At 43.4% G+C, this 15,433-nt stretch carries 11 protein-coding genes; 1 reads left to right on the forward strand and 10 read right to left on the reverse strand.

Going from position 1 to position 15,433, the window contains the following annotated elements:
* Positions 1-81: 81 nt before the first annotated feature.
* Positions 82-678, forward strand: a complete 597-nt coding sequence (gene clpP, locus FZC88_RS14275) for an ATP-dependent Clp endopeptidase proteolytic subunit ClpP (RefSeq protein ID WP_113969137.1) — start codon at positions 82-84, stop codon at positions 676-678.
* 151 nt (positions 679-829) lie between these two features.
* Here the strand turns inward: clpP and FZC88_RS14280 are convergent, their stop codons facing one another.
* The 10 genes from FZC88_RS14280 to rapZ all read right to left on the reverse strand — a co-directional run bounded on the left by FZC88_RS14280 (position 830) and on the right by rapZ (position 15,412).
* Positions 830-3,706, reverse strand: a complete 2,877-nt coding sequence (locus tag FZC88_RS14280) for an ATP-binding protein (RefSeq protein ID WP_148995361.1) — start codon at positions 3,704-3,706, stop codon at positions 830-832.
* On the reverse strand, positions 3,693-4,064 hold the full coding sequence (locus FZC88_RS14285) for a response regulator transcription factor (RefSeq protein WP_148995362.1): 372 nt from the start codon (positions 4,062-4,064) through the stop codon (positions 3,693-3,695). The genes FZC88_RS14280 and FZC88_RS14285 overlap by 14 nt, the downstream gene beginning before the upstream one ends.
* A 2-nt stretch (positions 4,065-4,066) precedes the next feature.
* Complete coding sequence (locus FZC88_RS14290) at positions 4,067-7,300, reverse strand: hypothetical protein (protein WP_148995363.1); 3,234 nt, start codon at positions 7,298-7,300, stop codon at positions 4,067-4,069.
* Entirely contained in the window at positions 7,297-8,709 is a 1,413-nt protein-coding gene (locus FZC88_RS14295; protein WP_187443634.1) for a glycosyltransferase family 2 protein, read from the reverse strand. Before FZC88_RS14295 ends, FZC88_RS14290 begins: the two co-directional genes overlap by 4 nt.
* Positions 8,706-9,749 carry a HEAT repeat domain-containing protein gene (locus FZC88_RS14300; RefSeq protein ID WP_148995364.1) on the reverse strand — a complete coding sequence of 348 codons (1,044 nt, stop codon included), beginning with the start codon at positions 9,747-9,749 and terminating at the stop codon, positions 8,706-8,708. Before FZC88_RS14300 ends, FZC88_RS14295 begins: the two co-directional genes overlap by 4 nt.
* Positions 9,750-9,753: 4 nt before the next feature.
* On the reverse strand, positions 9,754-11,355 hold the full coding sequence (locus tag FZC88_RS14305) for a diguanylate cyclase (protein WP_148995365.1): 1,602 nt from the start codon (positions 11,353-11,355) through the stop codon (positions 9,754-9,756).
* A 914-nt stretch (positions 11,356-12,269) separates the two neighbouring features.
* Positions 12,270-12,527 carry an HPr family phosphocarrier protein gene (locus tag FZC88_RS14310; RefSeq protein ID WP_148970361.1) on the reverse strand — a complete coding sequence of 86 codons (258 nt, stop codon included), beginning with the start codon at positions 12,525-12,527 and terminating at the stop codon, positions 12,270-12,272.
* A gap of 27 nt (positions 12,528-12,554) precedes the next feature.
* Complete coding sequence (whiA, locus tag FZC88_RS14315; protein WP_148995366.1) at positions 12,555-13,502, reverse strand: DNA-binding protein WhiA; 948 nt, start codon at positions 13,500-13,502, stop codon at positions 12,555-12,557.
* A 57-nt stretch (positions 13,503-13,559) separates the two neighbouring features.
* A complete protein-coding gene (locus tag FZC88_RS14320) occupies positions 13,560-14,522 on the reverse strand; it encodes a gluconeogenesis factor YvcK family protein (RefSeq protein ID WP_148995367.1) in 963 nt (320 codons plus the stop codon).
* Entirely contained in the window at positions 14,519-15,412 is an 894-nt protein-coding gene (gene rapZ / locus FZC88_RS14325) for an RNase adapter RapZ (RefSeq protein ID WP_044338286.1), read from the reverse strand. The genes FZC88_RS14320 and rapZ overlap by 4 nt, the downstream gene beginning before the upstream one ends.
* Positions 15,413-15,433 lie beyond the last annotated feature (21 nt).

Genomic DNA, 15,433 nt, shown 5'->3' on the forward strand with positions numbered 1-15,433 from the left:
ATTGACCATGGGTGTATGATTACAGTACAAAGTGAATAAGTAATTCAGAAAAATAAAAAGGATTTCTAAGGAGGAACGAGGATGAATTTAATTCCTACAGTAATTGAACAAACAAACCGCGGTGAACGTGCGTATGACATTTATTCACGTTTATTGAAAGACCGTGTAATCATGCTTGGAAGCGGCATTGATGACAATGTGGCAAACTCCATTGTAGCACAACTTCTTTTCCTTGAATCTGAAAACCCGGAGAAGGATATTTCGATCTACATAAACTCTCCTGGCGGAAGTATCACGGCGGGTATGGCAATCTACGATACGATCCAATACATCAAGCCTGATGTACAAACAATTTGTATCGGTATGGCTGCTTCAATGGGTGCGTTCCTTCTTGCAGCAGGTGCAAAAGGCAAGCGTTTGGCCCTTCCGAACGCTGAAGTGATGATTCACCAACCACTTGGTGGAGCTCAAGGTCAAGCTACAGAAATTGAAATCGCAGCGAAGCGTATTTTATTCCTTCGTGAAAAACTGAATCAGATCCTGGCTGATCGTACTGGTCAACCACTTGATGTGATTTCAAAAGATACAGATCGTGATAACTTCATGACAGCTGAAAGAGCGCTTGAATATGGATTGATCGATCGCATCATCACTCGTAACGATATGAATAATAAGTAAACTGACTGAAAGCCCCTCCCGGAATTCCGGGAGGGGCTTTTTATTATTCAATTGGGAATAGAATAATACTCTTGCCACCTGCGAACCTACACCTTATATCTTTATAACTCCTCAAAAAAAAGAGACTTCCGTCAACGAAAGCCTCTCTCCTTTATTCTTTTTCAGCTTTTTTCTCACAAACCGGAATCAGGATCTCACCGTTCATCCCTTTTTTCAATAAGAGATGCAGGATTGTTTTGGATAGCCTGCTGGGATGATACGGTTTCACCAAATAATCATTGGCTCCAAGTGTGAGTCCTTTTTCTTTCTCATCTAACGCGGAGGATACGATGATCGGGACTTGGGAAAGCTCTTCATCCGCTTTCATCTTTTCTAATACATCCCACCCGGACATGCTTCCTTCAAGCATAATATCAAGGACGATGGCATCTGGTTTCTCCTCCTGCATTTTTGTTAGGGCTTCAGCTCCTGACGGCGTGTGCTGCACCTTGAAACCACTGTCGGACAACTCAGCTTTCAAGAGGGATGCCAGATTGATATCGTCTTCAATGACGATGATATTCATTCCATCACCGCAATTCTCATCCTCTTTGAAGATTTCAATGGTCACGATTGGGAGACGTATGGTGAACACGCTCCCTCTCCCTTCTTCTGATGAAACAGTGATGTCCCCATCATGGGTTTCGATGATCTCCTTCACGATGGTCAAGCCCAAGCCGGTACCTCCAATTCTTCTTTGGTCAGAATTATCGACCCGATAGAATTTAGTGAAGAGGTTTGGAATGGCATCCTGAGGTATGCCGAGCCCTTCATCCCGGATATCGATGAGAAAGCATTCCTCTCCTTCACGGAAATGGATGGTGATGGTACCTCCTTCCGGGGAATACTTGATGGCATTGCTGATCAGATTAGTGAATGCCTGAGATAATTTGTCTTTATCGCCAAGAACGATCGTACAGTCTGTGTCCCTAGCGATATTAAAGGAATGGTGAGGTGCGTTTACCTTCTGGGTATCAATCACATGTTGCATGACGGGAACAACATCTTCATATTTCTTCTCAAAGGTTTGACGTCCGGACTCCATTCGCTGGACGTCCAGGAAATCATTGATGAGAGACGTCAATCGCTTTGCTTCTTGATAGATCGTCGTTAAATATTTCTTCGTTCTTTCCGGTTTCAGTTCTTTTGTCAGCATCAGTTCCGTAAAACCAAGCACACTTGAAAGAGGGGTGCGAAGCTCATGGCTGACCGTGCTCACAAACTCTGATTTCATTTGATCGACTTCGAATTCTTTCGTGATATTCCTGTGTACAAAGATTGTCCCTATCTGTTCGTCTCCACGATAGAGTGTTTCAGAATAAACCTGGAAAACTTCTTTACTATCCACCAGGTGATAGGTAAGGAGATGCTTACCTGTCTTCCCCTCCGTCACAATCGTTTCATAGTACTCATCCAGTTTCTCTTTATCTTCGACCCGATCAACCAATGCTTGCTTCCAGGTTTGATAGTTTGCTTGTTGAAGTTCGTCAATCTTCCCTTGAATTAATGCCGATAATTTCGTATTCATTAATAAGTTGTTGCCATCCCTATCAATGAGCTGTATCCCCTCCTGTATATTGTTGAGGATATCCTGTGTTAGTTGACGATTCGTTTCGGATTCTTCGAAAAGGTATATCTTTTGCAAAGAGATGGAGATTTGCTTCCCTAAGCTCGAATATTCCTCTAATTCCTGCTTATTAAAATCATCTCCAAATCTACTGAATACCATGATAGCTTCCACCTGTTGGTCCACAGAAAGGATAGGTAAGAATAAATCATACGAATAAAGAGTTTCTTCATGATATCCTTTTTCCAATGGACTCATCTCCCGTTTGAGTGAGAAGGGCTCTCTGGAATCAAACAATCTTTGATGAATTCCATTGTCGATATACATCAAGAACTGACTCGCACCACTTTCGGATATACCAAACGTCGCATTGGACTTCTGATCATCCATCAGAACGATCATACCCCGGGAAGCCCCCATCACATGACTCATGCTTTTGACAATGCTCTCTAAAACCTCTTGTTTATTCAGGGAACTTGATATCCCATGAATGAATTCATTTCTGCGCTCCAGCTGAGACTCACGGCTTTTCGTCATATTAAGCAAATGTTCAAGTTCTGATTGCTGGGATTCCAACTCATCCTGCTGAGCGATCAACTCTTCATTTTGGGAAAGGAGATGCTCTTCCTTTTCCTGAATTTTGTAAATCATCTTTTCGAATGCCCTGGACATCTTACCGATTTCATCTTTACGTTTGTTTTCAAAAGACCATTGCTGATAGACTTCATTTTCAGCAATTTGTTCAGCGGCTGAAGCCACCTGGTTCAGAGGCTGACCGATTTGTTTTGCAATCATTCTCATCATTCTCATAAGAACAAGGAGCATGAGAAAAATAAAGATCACAAAGGCTGTTTGACTTAAGGACTCTTTACGTTTCAATTCGTCATAGGCATTCCGCTTACTTTGTTCAATGGAGTCAGCATACCTATTGAGCTGTGTTTGAAAGGTTTCAATTGTAGCTGTTGCACCATCAGCCGATGCATCTTTCACAGCCTCGCTATTCCCCTTTTCGAAATCGCTAATGACACTGGGCACCATTTCCTTAAAATACAGAGTAGAGAATTCCTCAACATCTATAAGGAAGCGTTGATCTTCAGGTTCTGTTTCTAATCCTTTTAACTTTTTCAACGTGTCATCCACTTTTTTACCTTGATCAAAGATACTTTCTTTAAACTCTTGTCTTCCAAATGCGAGGTATCCCCTCGCATCAAAGAAAGCCTTTTGAAAGTCTCTATCCAATTGTTCAGCCACGTCTTCTTTTTTATTTAACTGATCCCTCTGAACTTGGTACCCAGTTGTTATGGATTGATCATATAGGAACAAACAGGCCGCCCCAATGAAAAAGATGATGATAAAGCCGCTCATCAATCCAATGAATTGATTACGTAAGCTCGTTTGAAATAATTCTTTAATTCTCTTCATTCAATATTCCCTCAATCCGCTGAACCAGTTCGAGTGGACTGTACGGCTTTGCAATGAAGTAATCTGCTCCTGACTTCAATACAAGATCCTTATCTGATTGCTGACTCTTAGCCGACACCATCATGATTTTCACATCACTCTTTTCAGGTATATTTCTTACTTTCCCGATTACTTCCAGTCCTGTGAAAAGAGGCATCATGTAGTCGAGAAGAATGAGGTCGTAGTCATTCTCCATGATTTGATTAATGGCTACTTGACCATCGGCGGCTTCATGCAACTCATGGCCTTCATCTTCCAGTGTATCCACCATCAACATCCGAAGCACTTCTTCATCTTCAGCAATTAATATTCTCGCCATTTTTATTCTCCTTCTTTTTCAAAAGCTTCTTTCATTTCATAGTAGGACTGTTTCAACCGTTCATGTGAGGAGGGTTGATCCCAAGGGTTCCAGGAGTAAGGATAAAATTGCTTGGAATCGATCATCCCGTCTTTCGTTTGCTTCGGAAAGGAGAAGATTTTTTCTCCATCCTTTTCATATAACCCGATATGAATGGATTCTATGGTCGTTGTACTATCCAATCCTTCATCCGACCAAATGTCTCCCATCGCTTCTTTAAGGCTGGGATCCTTCATGTTTAACAGCTGCCATGGTATTCGGATTTCGTAGCGGTTACCCGATGAGTTGACACTGATATCGGTTAACGAGTTATATTCCGGGTCACCGGGATTGGATGTTCCGATCTGAAGGGTTCCTGTTTCATAGGATTGGAAAGGGATGTTTTTCCCTTGGACGTCCAACGATTTGTTCAATGTCAATCGAATCGGATGATAGAAACCATTGTTTTTCTGCTTCGCATAAGCTTCCTCATCAATCATATTAAGATCATGACCGTAGTGATAGTTGAATGTATCATAATAGCTGTCAACCCACAGGCGGGCTTCCTTCTTACCTTGAATCTGAAGGACAAAGTCAACACCTGATGTGGTGACACCGCTTTCCTCCAAGATAGTCGATTGCCCCTGCCCCTTGATTGTATCGAATAGAAGATAGGTTTCTTTATCCTCGGAAATGATATCGGAATCAACCCGAACATATACATAACGCTCGTCGCTTGTTACATACATGCTGTGCCCATCCTTGTCAAAAGCAGGCTCTATCCTGTTAAAGGTCCAATCATCAGGTCTCCCGTCCACGTGAATCATCGAGGTCTTGTCAATCCCGGGATCAAAGCTCAGCATTCCGAACTGCTGCTCATTGGTTTGGGCATTCTGCCAGAAAGGTCGTCTGTCAGGATTGTCATAGTCCATCGTATTCCAAGTCCGTTTGAACCACTCATCCTGCCATGCGAACACCATTCCACCTGCCATTTTCTCTTCTACGATATCCTCGAATAACTGGCGGTCGATATCACCCTGTTCTTTCTCTGAATGATGGCCCTGGTCCATCCCATAGACGTTCCGGTGAGTGAGTCCGCGGGATCCCGGTACACCGAATTCTGCTACTACTAACGGCATGGAGTGGGCTTTCTTCATATCATTCAAGTAGCCGGCATAGTTGTTCTTTTGCCCGCGATGATCGATATAATTGATATACTTGGGTTCATAATTTAAGAAATCCGGATAGTAAGGATATATGTGATAGGAAGCGAACAGGCCGGTGTGTAATCGACCGGTTCCTTTCATGACGTTCGGATTCACGGAAACCATATCTTCTTTCTCTAAGGGTTCGCTTGGATGATCCAACAAATCGGTAGTGACCCAATTGGTAAAGCTTACGGGCCTTTGCCATTGATACGTATCGGTTTCATAAGCGATTCCTTCATTCATTCTTGCTGTCAGCCATATTTCAAAAGGCTGGGCACCTTCTGTTTCAATGAATTCTCCCTCGAAGTCCTGGAGACCTTTATGTTTTTCATTTGTAGCTGACACAACTTCCGGGTCCCACTCCACTCCGAATATCCACCCAAGGACGTATGGAGATATATCGTATGTGTAAGAACCGGAAGCATGTCCTTTCCGCTCTGGAATCTCTGCGTTTCCATGAACAAGATCGATGGTTTTCTTGATTTCTTCCGAAAATTCAACGGTGTTTTCCTTTGCGAAAGCATCCTCTGACTTCAGGAAGATTTCTTCATTTACCCATACTCCATGAAATAAGTACAGTGGTTTTTCCGCCATTTGATTGTACTCATAAAAGGCTTCATAAAAGGCAGGCGGATGAATGGTGTAAATCCGGAGCGAGTTGGCATTCATGGCGCCGATCTGTTTGAACCATCTCAAGTATTCCTCTTTCGAAATCGCTGTTTCGCCCGGGAATGAACCAGGCTTTGCGATTCCCATATTGACCCCCTTGAGGAGGAGGTCTTCCCATTTTCCATCCTGATTGACTTGAATGTAGTCGGATCCAACTTTTCCTGCAAGCTTCAGACCATTTTCCGAGGTGACAGGAATGGTTTCGGGCACATTATTGTCCTTCCTATTTTGAATTCTCTCAAGAATCTCCTTCATCATCAGACTGTATGCCTTCCAGTAAAATTGAGACATGTTATCCGGACTGGATGATTCCGTCCATTTTCTCCATGTTGAAAATCCGACGGTTTGATAGAGATTGGGCACATCAGCCTGATCCGCATAATCCCCACTGAAATAGTAGGTGTCGTATTGCCGGTTCTCACCATGAATGACGGCAGGGAACGTTACGGGAAGATTCAATGCTTTAAGGATGTCTTCCCCGCTTTTGGATAAAGACAATGTGTAGTTCGCCATCACCTCATCAGGATCGATCGCTTCTACGATGTCAAACCAGTACGAATATGGGACATTGATTTCTTCCCCAATGAAGTCTTCACCTCGTTCGGTCGTTGAAAAGACCACACCTTTTTTCCTGATGTCTTCCTTATCTAAAATGACCAGTTGATCATTTTCGTCCACGAGCACGTATCCCGGACCTGTGATATGATACGACTCATCATATTGATTTTCATAATTGTCCCGGACCCATTGGGGTACTTCACTATTTTCCAACTCGGAAAAATATCTTCCGATCCAGCCCGACCACTCCAGGTTGAACAGGGAATAGAATTTCTTCCTCGTTTCTTCAGTGGTAGGCTGTGCCATGGAATTGAACTCGGCAATCAACGTTTTCCCGTCGTTCATCGCCATGTCTTTTAATGCGTCCATATCATTGTCGGTCAAGCCTCCATATAGCTTTGAGGAGCGCTGCCCCGATACATTCTTATGATGGAATTCCTCTTCATACACTCCATACGTGTCTGCTATGTAAACTGCATCGTATTTTTCATAGGAGGAGGGTATATTTTTAATGTCATAGGTTTGATTGTCTTTCGGTACGAATCCAATATAGTCCTTTTGAAGATCATACGAATTCCCGTCTGACTGAACATATTTCTGTTGATTCAAAAGCCACATTAGCCCTTTATGTTCCCGGTAAGTAGTATCGGGTACCGTTTTATCGATGATGAGCAAATCCAGGTTCTGCTCTTTCTTTATTTGCCATAGCCAAAAAGGAGCAGAAACAATGAGGACAATGCTAATGATGAACAAGAGAAACGAATAGGATTTCAGCTTCGTCATTTTGACACTCCTTTTCTGGCCATTTCTCCCCAGCCCCTTTTTTTGCGGATCACGTCGAGAATTCCTTCACAACGCCATAAAACGGTTAACGGTCGGTACCATAATGTCTCGGTTAACGAATAGGCGAAAAGCCTCCCGATGTCGGATGCTTTCGGATACTTTCTGACGGACCATTCTTCCAAGAGTACGGCTGCCATGGAGAGGATCGATCCATACAGGATAGAGAGGAAGAATAATAGAATGGCAAATTCCAGATAAACCCCGCCAAGAAATAGGGATAGAATCATAATCACATACCCCATCAATTCTACAACCGGGCCAAAAAATTCTATGATCAAAAAATATGGCATGGAAACCATCCCGATCGAACCGTACTTGGGGTTGAATAGAAGGCGCCGATGAATCCAAAGGCTTTCAAACAATCCTCGATGCCACCTGCTTCGTTGACGGCGTAAGTATTTCAGAGATTCCGGTGCTTCCGTCCAGCTAACAGGATCAGGTACATACACGATTCTTTTATCTGCTTTCTGTTCCTTCACATACCGGTGGAGCCTGACGACGAGTTCCATATCTTCCCCTACTGTGTGGGAGTACCCTCCCGCGTCCACGACCCAGCGTTTCGAGAACACCCCGAAAGCACCTGATACGATCAGAAGAAGGTTGTGCCGGCTTAAGCCGATTCTTCCCATAAGAAATGCCCTTAAGTACTCTATTACCTGCATGACCACAAGAGGCGACCTGGACAGACCAACCTTCACAATTTCCCCGCTTTCTATTTCGCATCCGTTGGCGATTCGGATACTTCCCCCGGATGCAATGACCTCACCGTCGGACTCGACGATCGGTTTCATCACTTTCAGGAAGGCCGTCCGCTCCAGAACCGAGTCTCCATCTATTGAACAGAAATAAGGATAATTTGATACATTGATTCCGGCATTCAAAGCATCCGCCTTGCCCCCGTTTTCCTTATCGATCACCAATAGATTCTTGTACAGTCTGGATTGGTAAACACCCTTAACCGGCTGTGTATCCAGCTGCTCCCGAATCACCCATTTGATCTTCACCAATTGAAAGGACTCCACGAGTTTTCCCATGGAATCATCCGTTGAACCATCGTTTATGATAATGATTTCGTATTCAGGGTATTCAATACTGAGCAATGACCTCACTGTGGCCATAATGCCGACTGATTCATTGTAAGCAGGGACCAGTATGGAAACCGGCTTCGTTTGATGGAGGTGTAAGAGCTCTTCGTACGGCTCCCAATCATCCAGTCCATAGGTTTTCCTTAATTGAAAAAGGGAAATTACGAGGAGAATCGTATAAAAAGAGATGACAAGAATCATATAAATTAGAACAAACCATCCAACAGACATCAGGATACTTCCCCACTCTGCTGTTACACTCATGAAACCCTCCCCCTTTCCAACCACTGTTCTGCCATATCCCTGGCATATTCATCTTCTGCATGAACAGCTATTTCCCTTAACACACCTTCTCCGTTTTCCAGACGCAAAAGTGATTGAGCCGCTTGAGAACGAACGTAAAAGGACGGGTCACTCATAAGCTCCGTTAAGTAAGGAGTCAATTGCTTCGAACGGATGTACTCACACGCCTTAATGGCCATCAGCCGCTCCTGCCATGAATCTGCACGCAGGTGAACTGATAGTCTCTCAACATCAAGATAAAACTCCATGCCTACCACTGCCTTCAAAGCGCGGACCTTTAGTTCTGTGGAGCCGTCTTCCAATAGTCTTTGAAGGAAAGGTACGTGCTCCATTCTGTTCCTTGCCCCGATCGAATCGATAAGGGCAAACCTCATCACCTCAGGAAGTTCTTCAAAAACATGAACCAATGGCCCGAACTGCTCTTTCCTTAACGTGTGAAGCAAAAGACTGTATTCAAACTCCGTCAGTTCATGCTTCGGTTCTATTAATCTTGAAACCAGATTTTCCTCCTCAAACAGCGCAGCTATCTTCAAAAGTTGGATTTCTTCTGCCTTGCTTACATTTTTTGAAGCGTGAAGCTCCGTCAACGGTTCTTTCATACTCTTCATCTTAAAATCCTGTATCCAATAGAGGGCATTCATCCTGATACTCCATCTGCTGTGTCTAAGCTGAGAAAGGATAAACGTTTGAAAGCGTTCTTCTGCAAACCCTTGTAATCGTTCTTGAATGTCATCAGAGGCAAACATTTTTGAAAAGCCGGCCAGCAATTCCACTAATGCCCTGATCTTCAAGGGGGAACGATCATTCAAACATTCACTCTTGACACCTTCATGTAGAAATTGGAAGAGGGCTAGCTGATATTCTTCTTTATACTGCTCAATATGCGCCCGATTCTTATTGTCTATTATCTTCTTTATCAACAAGTACAGGCACACCCCTGTTAACACCACCAGCAAACCGACTAACACAACAAAAAAATAAAAAAGCTCTTGCGAGAACACTGATCTACCTCATCCTTTTCAGCATTTGTCCTAAACGTGCCTCAAGTTCGAGTAGTTTAAAAGGTTTCGTCATATAATCATCCGCACCAAGCTGGAGTGATCTCGAGATGTCCCTTTCACTCTTCCTTGAAGTAAGCATCAACACTTTGTAACGATCTGAATCACTCATCTTACGGAGCTGCTCCAGTACTTCCAGGCCATCCATCTTCGGCATAACCCCGTCCAAAATCACAAGACAAGGATCTTCCCTATGCCAGTCCGACCCTATAAACGCCGCTCCATCTTTAAATGTCTGGATATCGTACTGAATATGCTGTTCAGAAGGCAACTTCGATACAATATCCTTCATCACTGTCCGTATGATGGGATCATCATCTACAATGGCGATTTTAATACGTTTATGAGGAGTATGTTCACTTGCTTTACTGTCCATTTTCACAAGGTTCCTGCCACTGCTTTTCGCTTCATAAAGTGCATTGTCTGCAAGCTTCAGCCACGTATCAAACGGTTTCATCGGATCTGAAATTTCTGCCACCCCCGCGGAAAATGTGCAGGAGAAGGACGGATCCATCCCAAACACATACTCGCTGAACCCTTCACGTATTTCATCTACAAACGAGCAGGCTTCTTTTAGGGATGTATTAGGGAATAGAATGACAAATTCTTCACCTCCAAAGCGAAAAACGATGTCCTGAATTCTGGTTTTGAACTTTAATTGTGAAGCAAACTCCTTCAGCACCACATCCCCTACAAGATGTCCGTACCGGTCATTCACACCTTTAAAATGATCAATATCGAGAACGGCCACACAATATGAATCACCAGTACGAGACCAGTCACTCTGAACCTGGGCATACGCCTGACTCAAATATTTGCGATTATAAACAAGCGTCAATTCATCGATCAACACGAGCTCTTCCATCTGCTTCTTTCGCTCCATCTGTCTTTCCACACGCACAATAAACTCATCCAGATCGAAAGGCTTAGGGATGAAATCATCTGCTCCCATCTGATAGCACTTCATTCGGACTTCCTTGCTGTCGTCCACGCTCACCATGACCGTTGGAATAAACTGCTGCTTTAACTTCTTCTTGAAAAAATCCAGCACCTCAAATCCATTTGTCCCGTTCATATAGATATCGATAATGGCACAGTCCGGCCTTACATCGTAATAAGACATGATTGCCTTTTCCGGGTTGGCAATCGGAACCACATACCATCCGACTTTCTCCAGCTCTTCTTTCATATACATGAGGAAGGATGTATCATCATCGATTATAAGTACGACAGGCTCTTCCCCTGTTCGACTTTGTTTGCCGGGGAATACCTCAACGGATTCCTCCTCATAGTGATAACAGAATTGGATAATGTCGAAGAGCTCTTCCTTCACTTCTGCAATCGTCCACGACCGCTCTTCTTTTTCTTTGTACTGATCCATCAATTCCCGGGCACATTCCCCCATTTTATGTAATCCAAGAATCGAGGCAGAGCCCGCCATGGAATGGATGAACCGGTAAACTTCTTCATATGGGATGGCTTCTGCTGCCTCCCATTCTTCTATTTTTTTTCGAATATTATTAAAGAAATGCTTTGTGTATTTTTCCATTCGGCATCGTCTTCCTTTATCGTAAACTTCTATAATTAATAAGGGTCTATTTGCAAAAAATATTGTTTTGTAACATAAGATCAGCTAGGAGCACTGTCAACAAGCGTGTGCTTGATGGTGAGGGGAACTGCTCCGCTTTCCGCGGACGTTCGGCCGAGCCTCCTCAGCTTCGCTTCCGGGGTCTCGGCACGACCGTACTTCCGCAGGAGTCTACGCAGTTCCCCTCACCATCAATAAGAAAATTTGTGTTAGATGATCCACCGATCTATGAGTTAATATTAAATTTTCTTTTACTCCTTTGTGGATTGTCTATTTTGGAAATAAATGCACAACCTATTTACGATAGGAGTATTTTTTCGTTTTTGTATCCATACTTATAGCAGTCAGAATGTAATAGCACAGAGTGGATTGTAGCGGAAGGCACTTGACTCCTGCGGGAGATAGAGGAAAAGTCGAGACCCCACAGACGGAACGTCGAGGAGGCTCGACTTCCTCCCCGCGGAAAGCAAGTGCCTGGAGCGGAAAGGAACGGCCCACGTTTTCACACTACTACTTATCTAAAAAAGAAATTCACTTTTGGCAATTTTATACAAAACTAAAATATTTACACGAAATGAGCTTTTAATATAAAATAATTTGATGTAGTGAATTTATTCCAAACTCATTTTATTATACTCCCGCATTCTCTGGTTTAATAGGTGGGGATTGGAAATATTATATGTCTTTTTTGCTATTTCTTTTTACAGTATCCTGAAAAGAACAATGTAACAAAAAAGCGGGCAGACATCCATCCTCAATGTGAAATATATGGAAAAGAGTTCTAAAGGAGTAGTTGATCCTTCCTCGGAAAAAAGAACAAAAAAAGCTGATGACCACTCCCCGGTCATCAGCTTTTCAAAGGTATGAAGTTGATCTTATGCTTCTTTTTGGACGAATCCTTCGAGGGCAACGAGTGCTTCTTCTTCGTCGCTTCCGTCCGCTACCAACGTAATGGAAGTACCCGTGGAAATAGCTAAACTCATTAAGCCCATGATGCTTTTCGCATTTACCTTCTTCCCATCCTTTTCCAAGAAGATTTCAGATGAGAAGCGGTTCGCCTCCTGTACGAATAATGCAGCCGGTCGTGCTTGAAGACCTGTCTTCAATTTCACTTCTACTTGTTTTTCCACCATAATCATATCTCTCCCCTTTTTCCTTATTTAGGTTTGAATCTTTTCTCCCGCTCTGAGTTTCTCAGCAAGCTGGTCAATTTTACGTAAGCGGTGATTAATCCCTGATTTACTGATGGTGCCGCCTGACACCATTTCCCCTAGTTCTTTCAACGTGACATCTTGATAATTCACCCGTAATTCTGCTATCTCCCTTAGTTTATCGGGTAATATCTGTAAGCCTACATGTCTTTCAATAAACTTAATGTTTTCGACTTGTCTTAAAGCCGCACCGATGGTTTTATTCAGGTTAGCCGTCTCACAGTTCACAAGGCGGTTAACGGAATTTCTCATATCCCTGACAATCCGTACATCCTCAAATCGCAGCAGGGCATTGTGAGCACCGATGATATTCAGGAACTCCGTGATTTTCTCTGCTTCCTTCAAATACGTAATGAAACCTTTTTTTCGTTCAAGGGTTTTACTATTCAACCCGAAGGAATTCATCAGCTCGGACAACGCATCGTTGTGTTCAGAATAAAGAGAAAAGATTTCTAAATGATACGATGAGGTTTCCGGGTTGTTAACCGACCCGCCTGCAAGGAACGCTCCCCTCAAATATGAACGTCTGCAGCATTTCTTTTTGATCAAGTCTTCCGATATATTATGGATAAAGGTGAAATTTTCACCCAGGATTTTCAGTTCCTCAAGAATCTTCTTTGTATCTTCTTTGATTCGTACAATGTAGACATTGTTTTTCTTCAGCCGCATCTTTTTTCGAACCAGAAGCTCTACCGGGGTGTCGTACCCTTTTTTGATCAATGTATAGATTCTTCTGGCAATGGCGGCGTTTTCGGTTTGAATATTGACGACGAGCATTTGATTTGAGAATGACAACGAACCATTCATTCGAATCAATGCGGATAATTCTGCATTTGCGCAGCAATCTTTCACTTCAATATTGGTCAGTTCTTTTTTTGTTTCGGACGCAAACGACATCCCCATCACCTCCTAGCAAACGCTTGCACAACCTTATACAAAAGAAATTTTTGTAGTTTAGCTGGTTGATTTTTTAAGATAAGAATATATGATATCAGCGACCTTCTCCGTGTTATGACGAACAAGATGGTTGTCATAGGAGAGAATCTCTTCTGCAATCACTTCTAAGCCCATGGATTTCAATTTATCTACATCAAAGTGGACGGGACTCGCTTGTTCTTCATTATATCGGGCCTGCACCTCATCGGGTACCTGCTTTTTGTTGACCAGGATATAATCAATACTTGGCGTTTCCAAGTGATCGTATAATGCCTTAACATGGTCACTTGCTGAATAATCCAATGTTTCCCCTGCCTGGGTCATGATGTTGCAAATATACATTTTCTTCGCTTTCGCCCTGCATACTGCATCGCCAATACCCGGAACAAGAAGATTCGGTAAAATACTAGTATATAGGCTTCCCGGACCCATCACAATTAAGTCGGCTTCCTTTATGGCCCGCAAGGTTTCACCAAGCGGCTTGATGCTATCCGGCTTTAAGAAGACCCTTTTGATCTTCTTCCCGGCTTTCGGAATGGTCGATTCTCCCGTCACAATCGTTCCATCCTCCATCTCCGCCTTTAAGATGACGCTTTGATTTGCTGAAGGCAGCACCTTCCCCTTCACGTTCAATACCCTGCTCATTTCCTGAATCGCATGGACAAAATCACCTGTAATGGAAGCAAGGGCTGCAATGATCAAGTTTCCTAACGCATGACCGGAAAGTTCATTCGTTGTTTCAAATCGATGCTGAAACATTTGTTCCACCAGTGGCTCCACTTCTGAAAGAGCAGCCAGGACATTCCGTATATCTCCCGGGGGAGGAATATCCAGGCTGTCACGTAAACGACCGGAACTGCCACCATCATCAGCGACAGTGACAATGGCCGATATATCAATAGGGTGCCGTTTCAAACCCCGAAGAAGGACAGGTAATCCCGTGCCTCCTCCGATCACGACGACCTTGGGTGTATGTGTCATGTTGTTAGACCCTTTCTCTTCTGAATATCCCGATGAGAAATTTTCGTTTGATAGTCTTTTTCAAAATGATGGCCCAGATACTCTGCCAACGCAACCGATCGATGCTGCCCCCCAGTGCATCCTATCGCTACCACAAGCTGGCTCTTTCCCTCCCGCTTGTATTGAGGAAGCATGAACGACAATAAATCGGTTACTTTCTCGATGAATTTATTCGTTTCATTCCATTTCAATACGTAGGTGGACACTTCTTCATCCAATCCCGTTTTTGGTCTCATATGATCGATATAGTGAGGATTTGGAAGAAAGCGTACATCAAACACCAAATCAGCATCGATCGGGATACCATGCTTGAAACCGAAAGACACGACATTCACCGTGAAAATCGTCTTCTTGTTCACCGAGAATTCCGTTAGAATCTTTTCCCGAAGCTCTCTTGGTTTCATGGTTGAAGTTGTATATATTAACTGCGCACGTCCTTTTAGTTCTTCAAGGAGCTCTCTCTCCTGACGAATCCCTTCAAGAGGCAGACCTGAAGGAGCGAGCGGATGAGAACGGCGCGTTTCCTTGTATCGTCTGACAAGTGAGGAATCATCTGCATCAAGATATAAAACCTGCGGTGTCACCCAGGAGGTTTCCGCTAATTCATCCAATGCTTTAAATAGATGATCAAAGAATTCCCTTCCCCTAAGGTCCATCACAAGGGCGACCTTATTCATTTTATTACCGGACTCTTTCATCAGTTCCAAAAACTTTGGCAGAAGAGTCGGCGGCAGGTTGTCCACACAGAAGAATCCCAAATCCTCGAAGCTCTGAATGGCAACCGTCTTACCGGCTCCGGACATCCCTGTTATGATTACTAATTGAACATCGTTTGTAGAACCTGTACTCATACTCTTCCCCCGCTTTTATTC

The sequence above is a fragment of the Rossellomorea aquimaris genome (assembly GCF_008180865.1).
GTDB classification, from domain to species: domain Bacteria; phylum Bacillota; class Bacilli; order Bacillales; family Bacillaceae_B; genus Rossellomorea; species Rossellomorea yichunensis.

Excerpts from the sequence above, each read along its gene's own strand:
- FZC88_RS14320 (WP_148995367.1), bottom strand. The coding sequence starts at position 14,522 with ATGACACATACACCCAAGGTCGTCGTGATCGGAGGAGGCACGGGATTA.
- FZC88_RS14305 (WP_148995365.1), bottom strand. The coding sequence starts at position 11,355 with ATGGAAAAATACACAAAGCATTTCTTTAATAATATTCGAAAAAAAATA.
- FZC88_RS14285 (WP_148995362.1), bottom strand. The coding sequence starts at position 4,064 with ATGGCGAGAATATTAATTGCTGAAGATGAAGAAGTGCTTCGGATGTTG.
- rapZ (WP_044338286.1), bottom strand. The coding sequence starts at position 15,412 with ATGAGTACAGGTTCTACAAACGATGTTCAATTAGTAATCATAACAGGG.
- FZC88_RS14295 (WP_187443634.1), bottom strand. The coding sequence starts at position 8,709 with ATGAGTGTAACAGCAGAGTGGGGAAGTATCCTGATGTCTGTTGGATGG.
- FZC88_RS14280 (WP_148995361.1), bottom strand. The coding sequence starts at position 3,706 with ATGAAGAGAATTAAAGAATTATTTCAAACGAGCTTACGTAATCAATTC.
- FZC88_RS14310 (WP_148970361.1), bottom strand. The coding sequence starts at position 12,527 with ATGGTGGAAAAACAAGTAGAAGTGAAATTGAAGACAGGTCTTCAAGCA.
- clpP (WP_113969137.1), top strand. The coding sequence starts at position 82 with ATGAATTTAATTCCTACAGTAATTGAACAAACAAACCGCGGTGAACGT.
- whiA (WP_148995366.1), bottom strand. The coding sequence starts at position 13,502 with ATGTCGTTTGCGTCCGAAACAAAAAAAGAACTGACCAATATTGAAGTG.
- FZC88_RS14290 (WP_148995363.1), bottom strand. The coding sequence starts at position 7,300 with ATGACGAAGCTGAAATCCTATTCGTTTCTCTTGTTCATCATTAGCATT.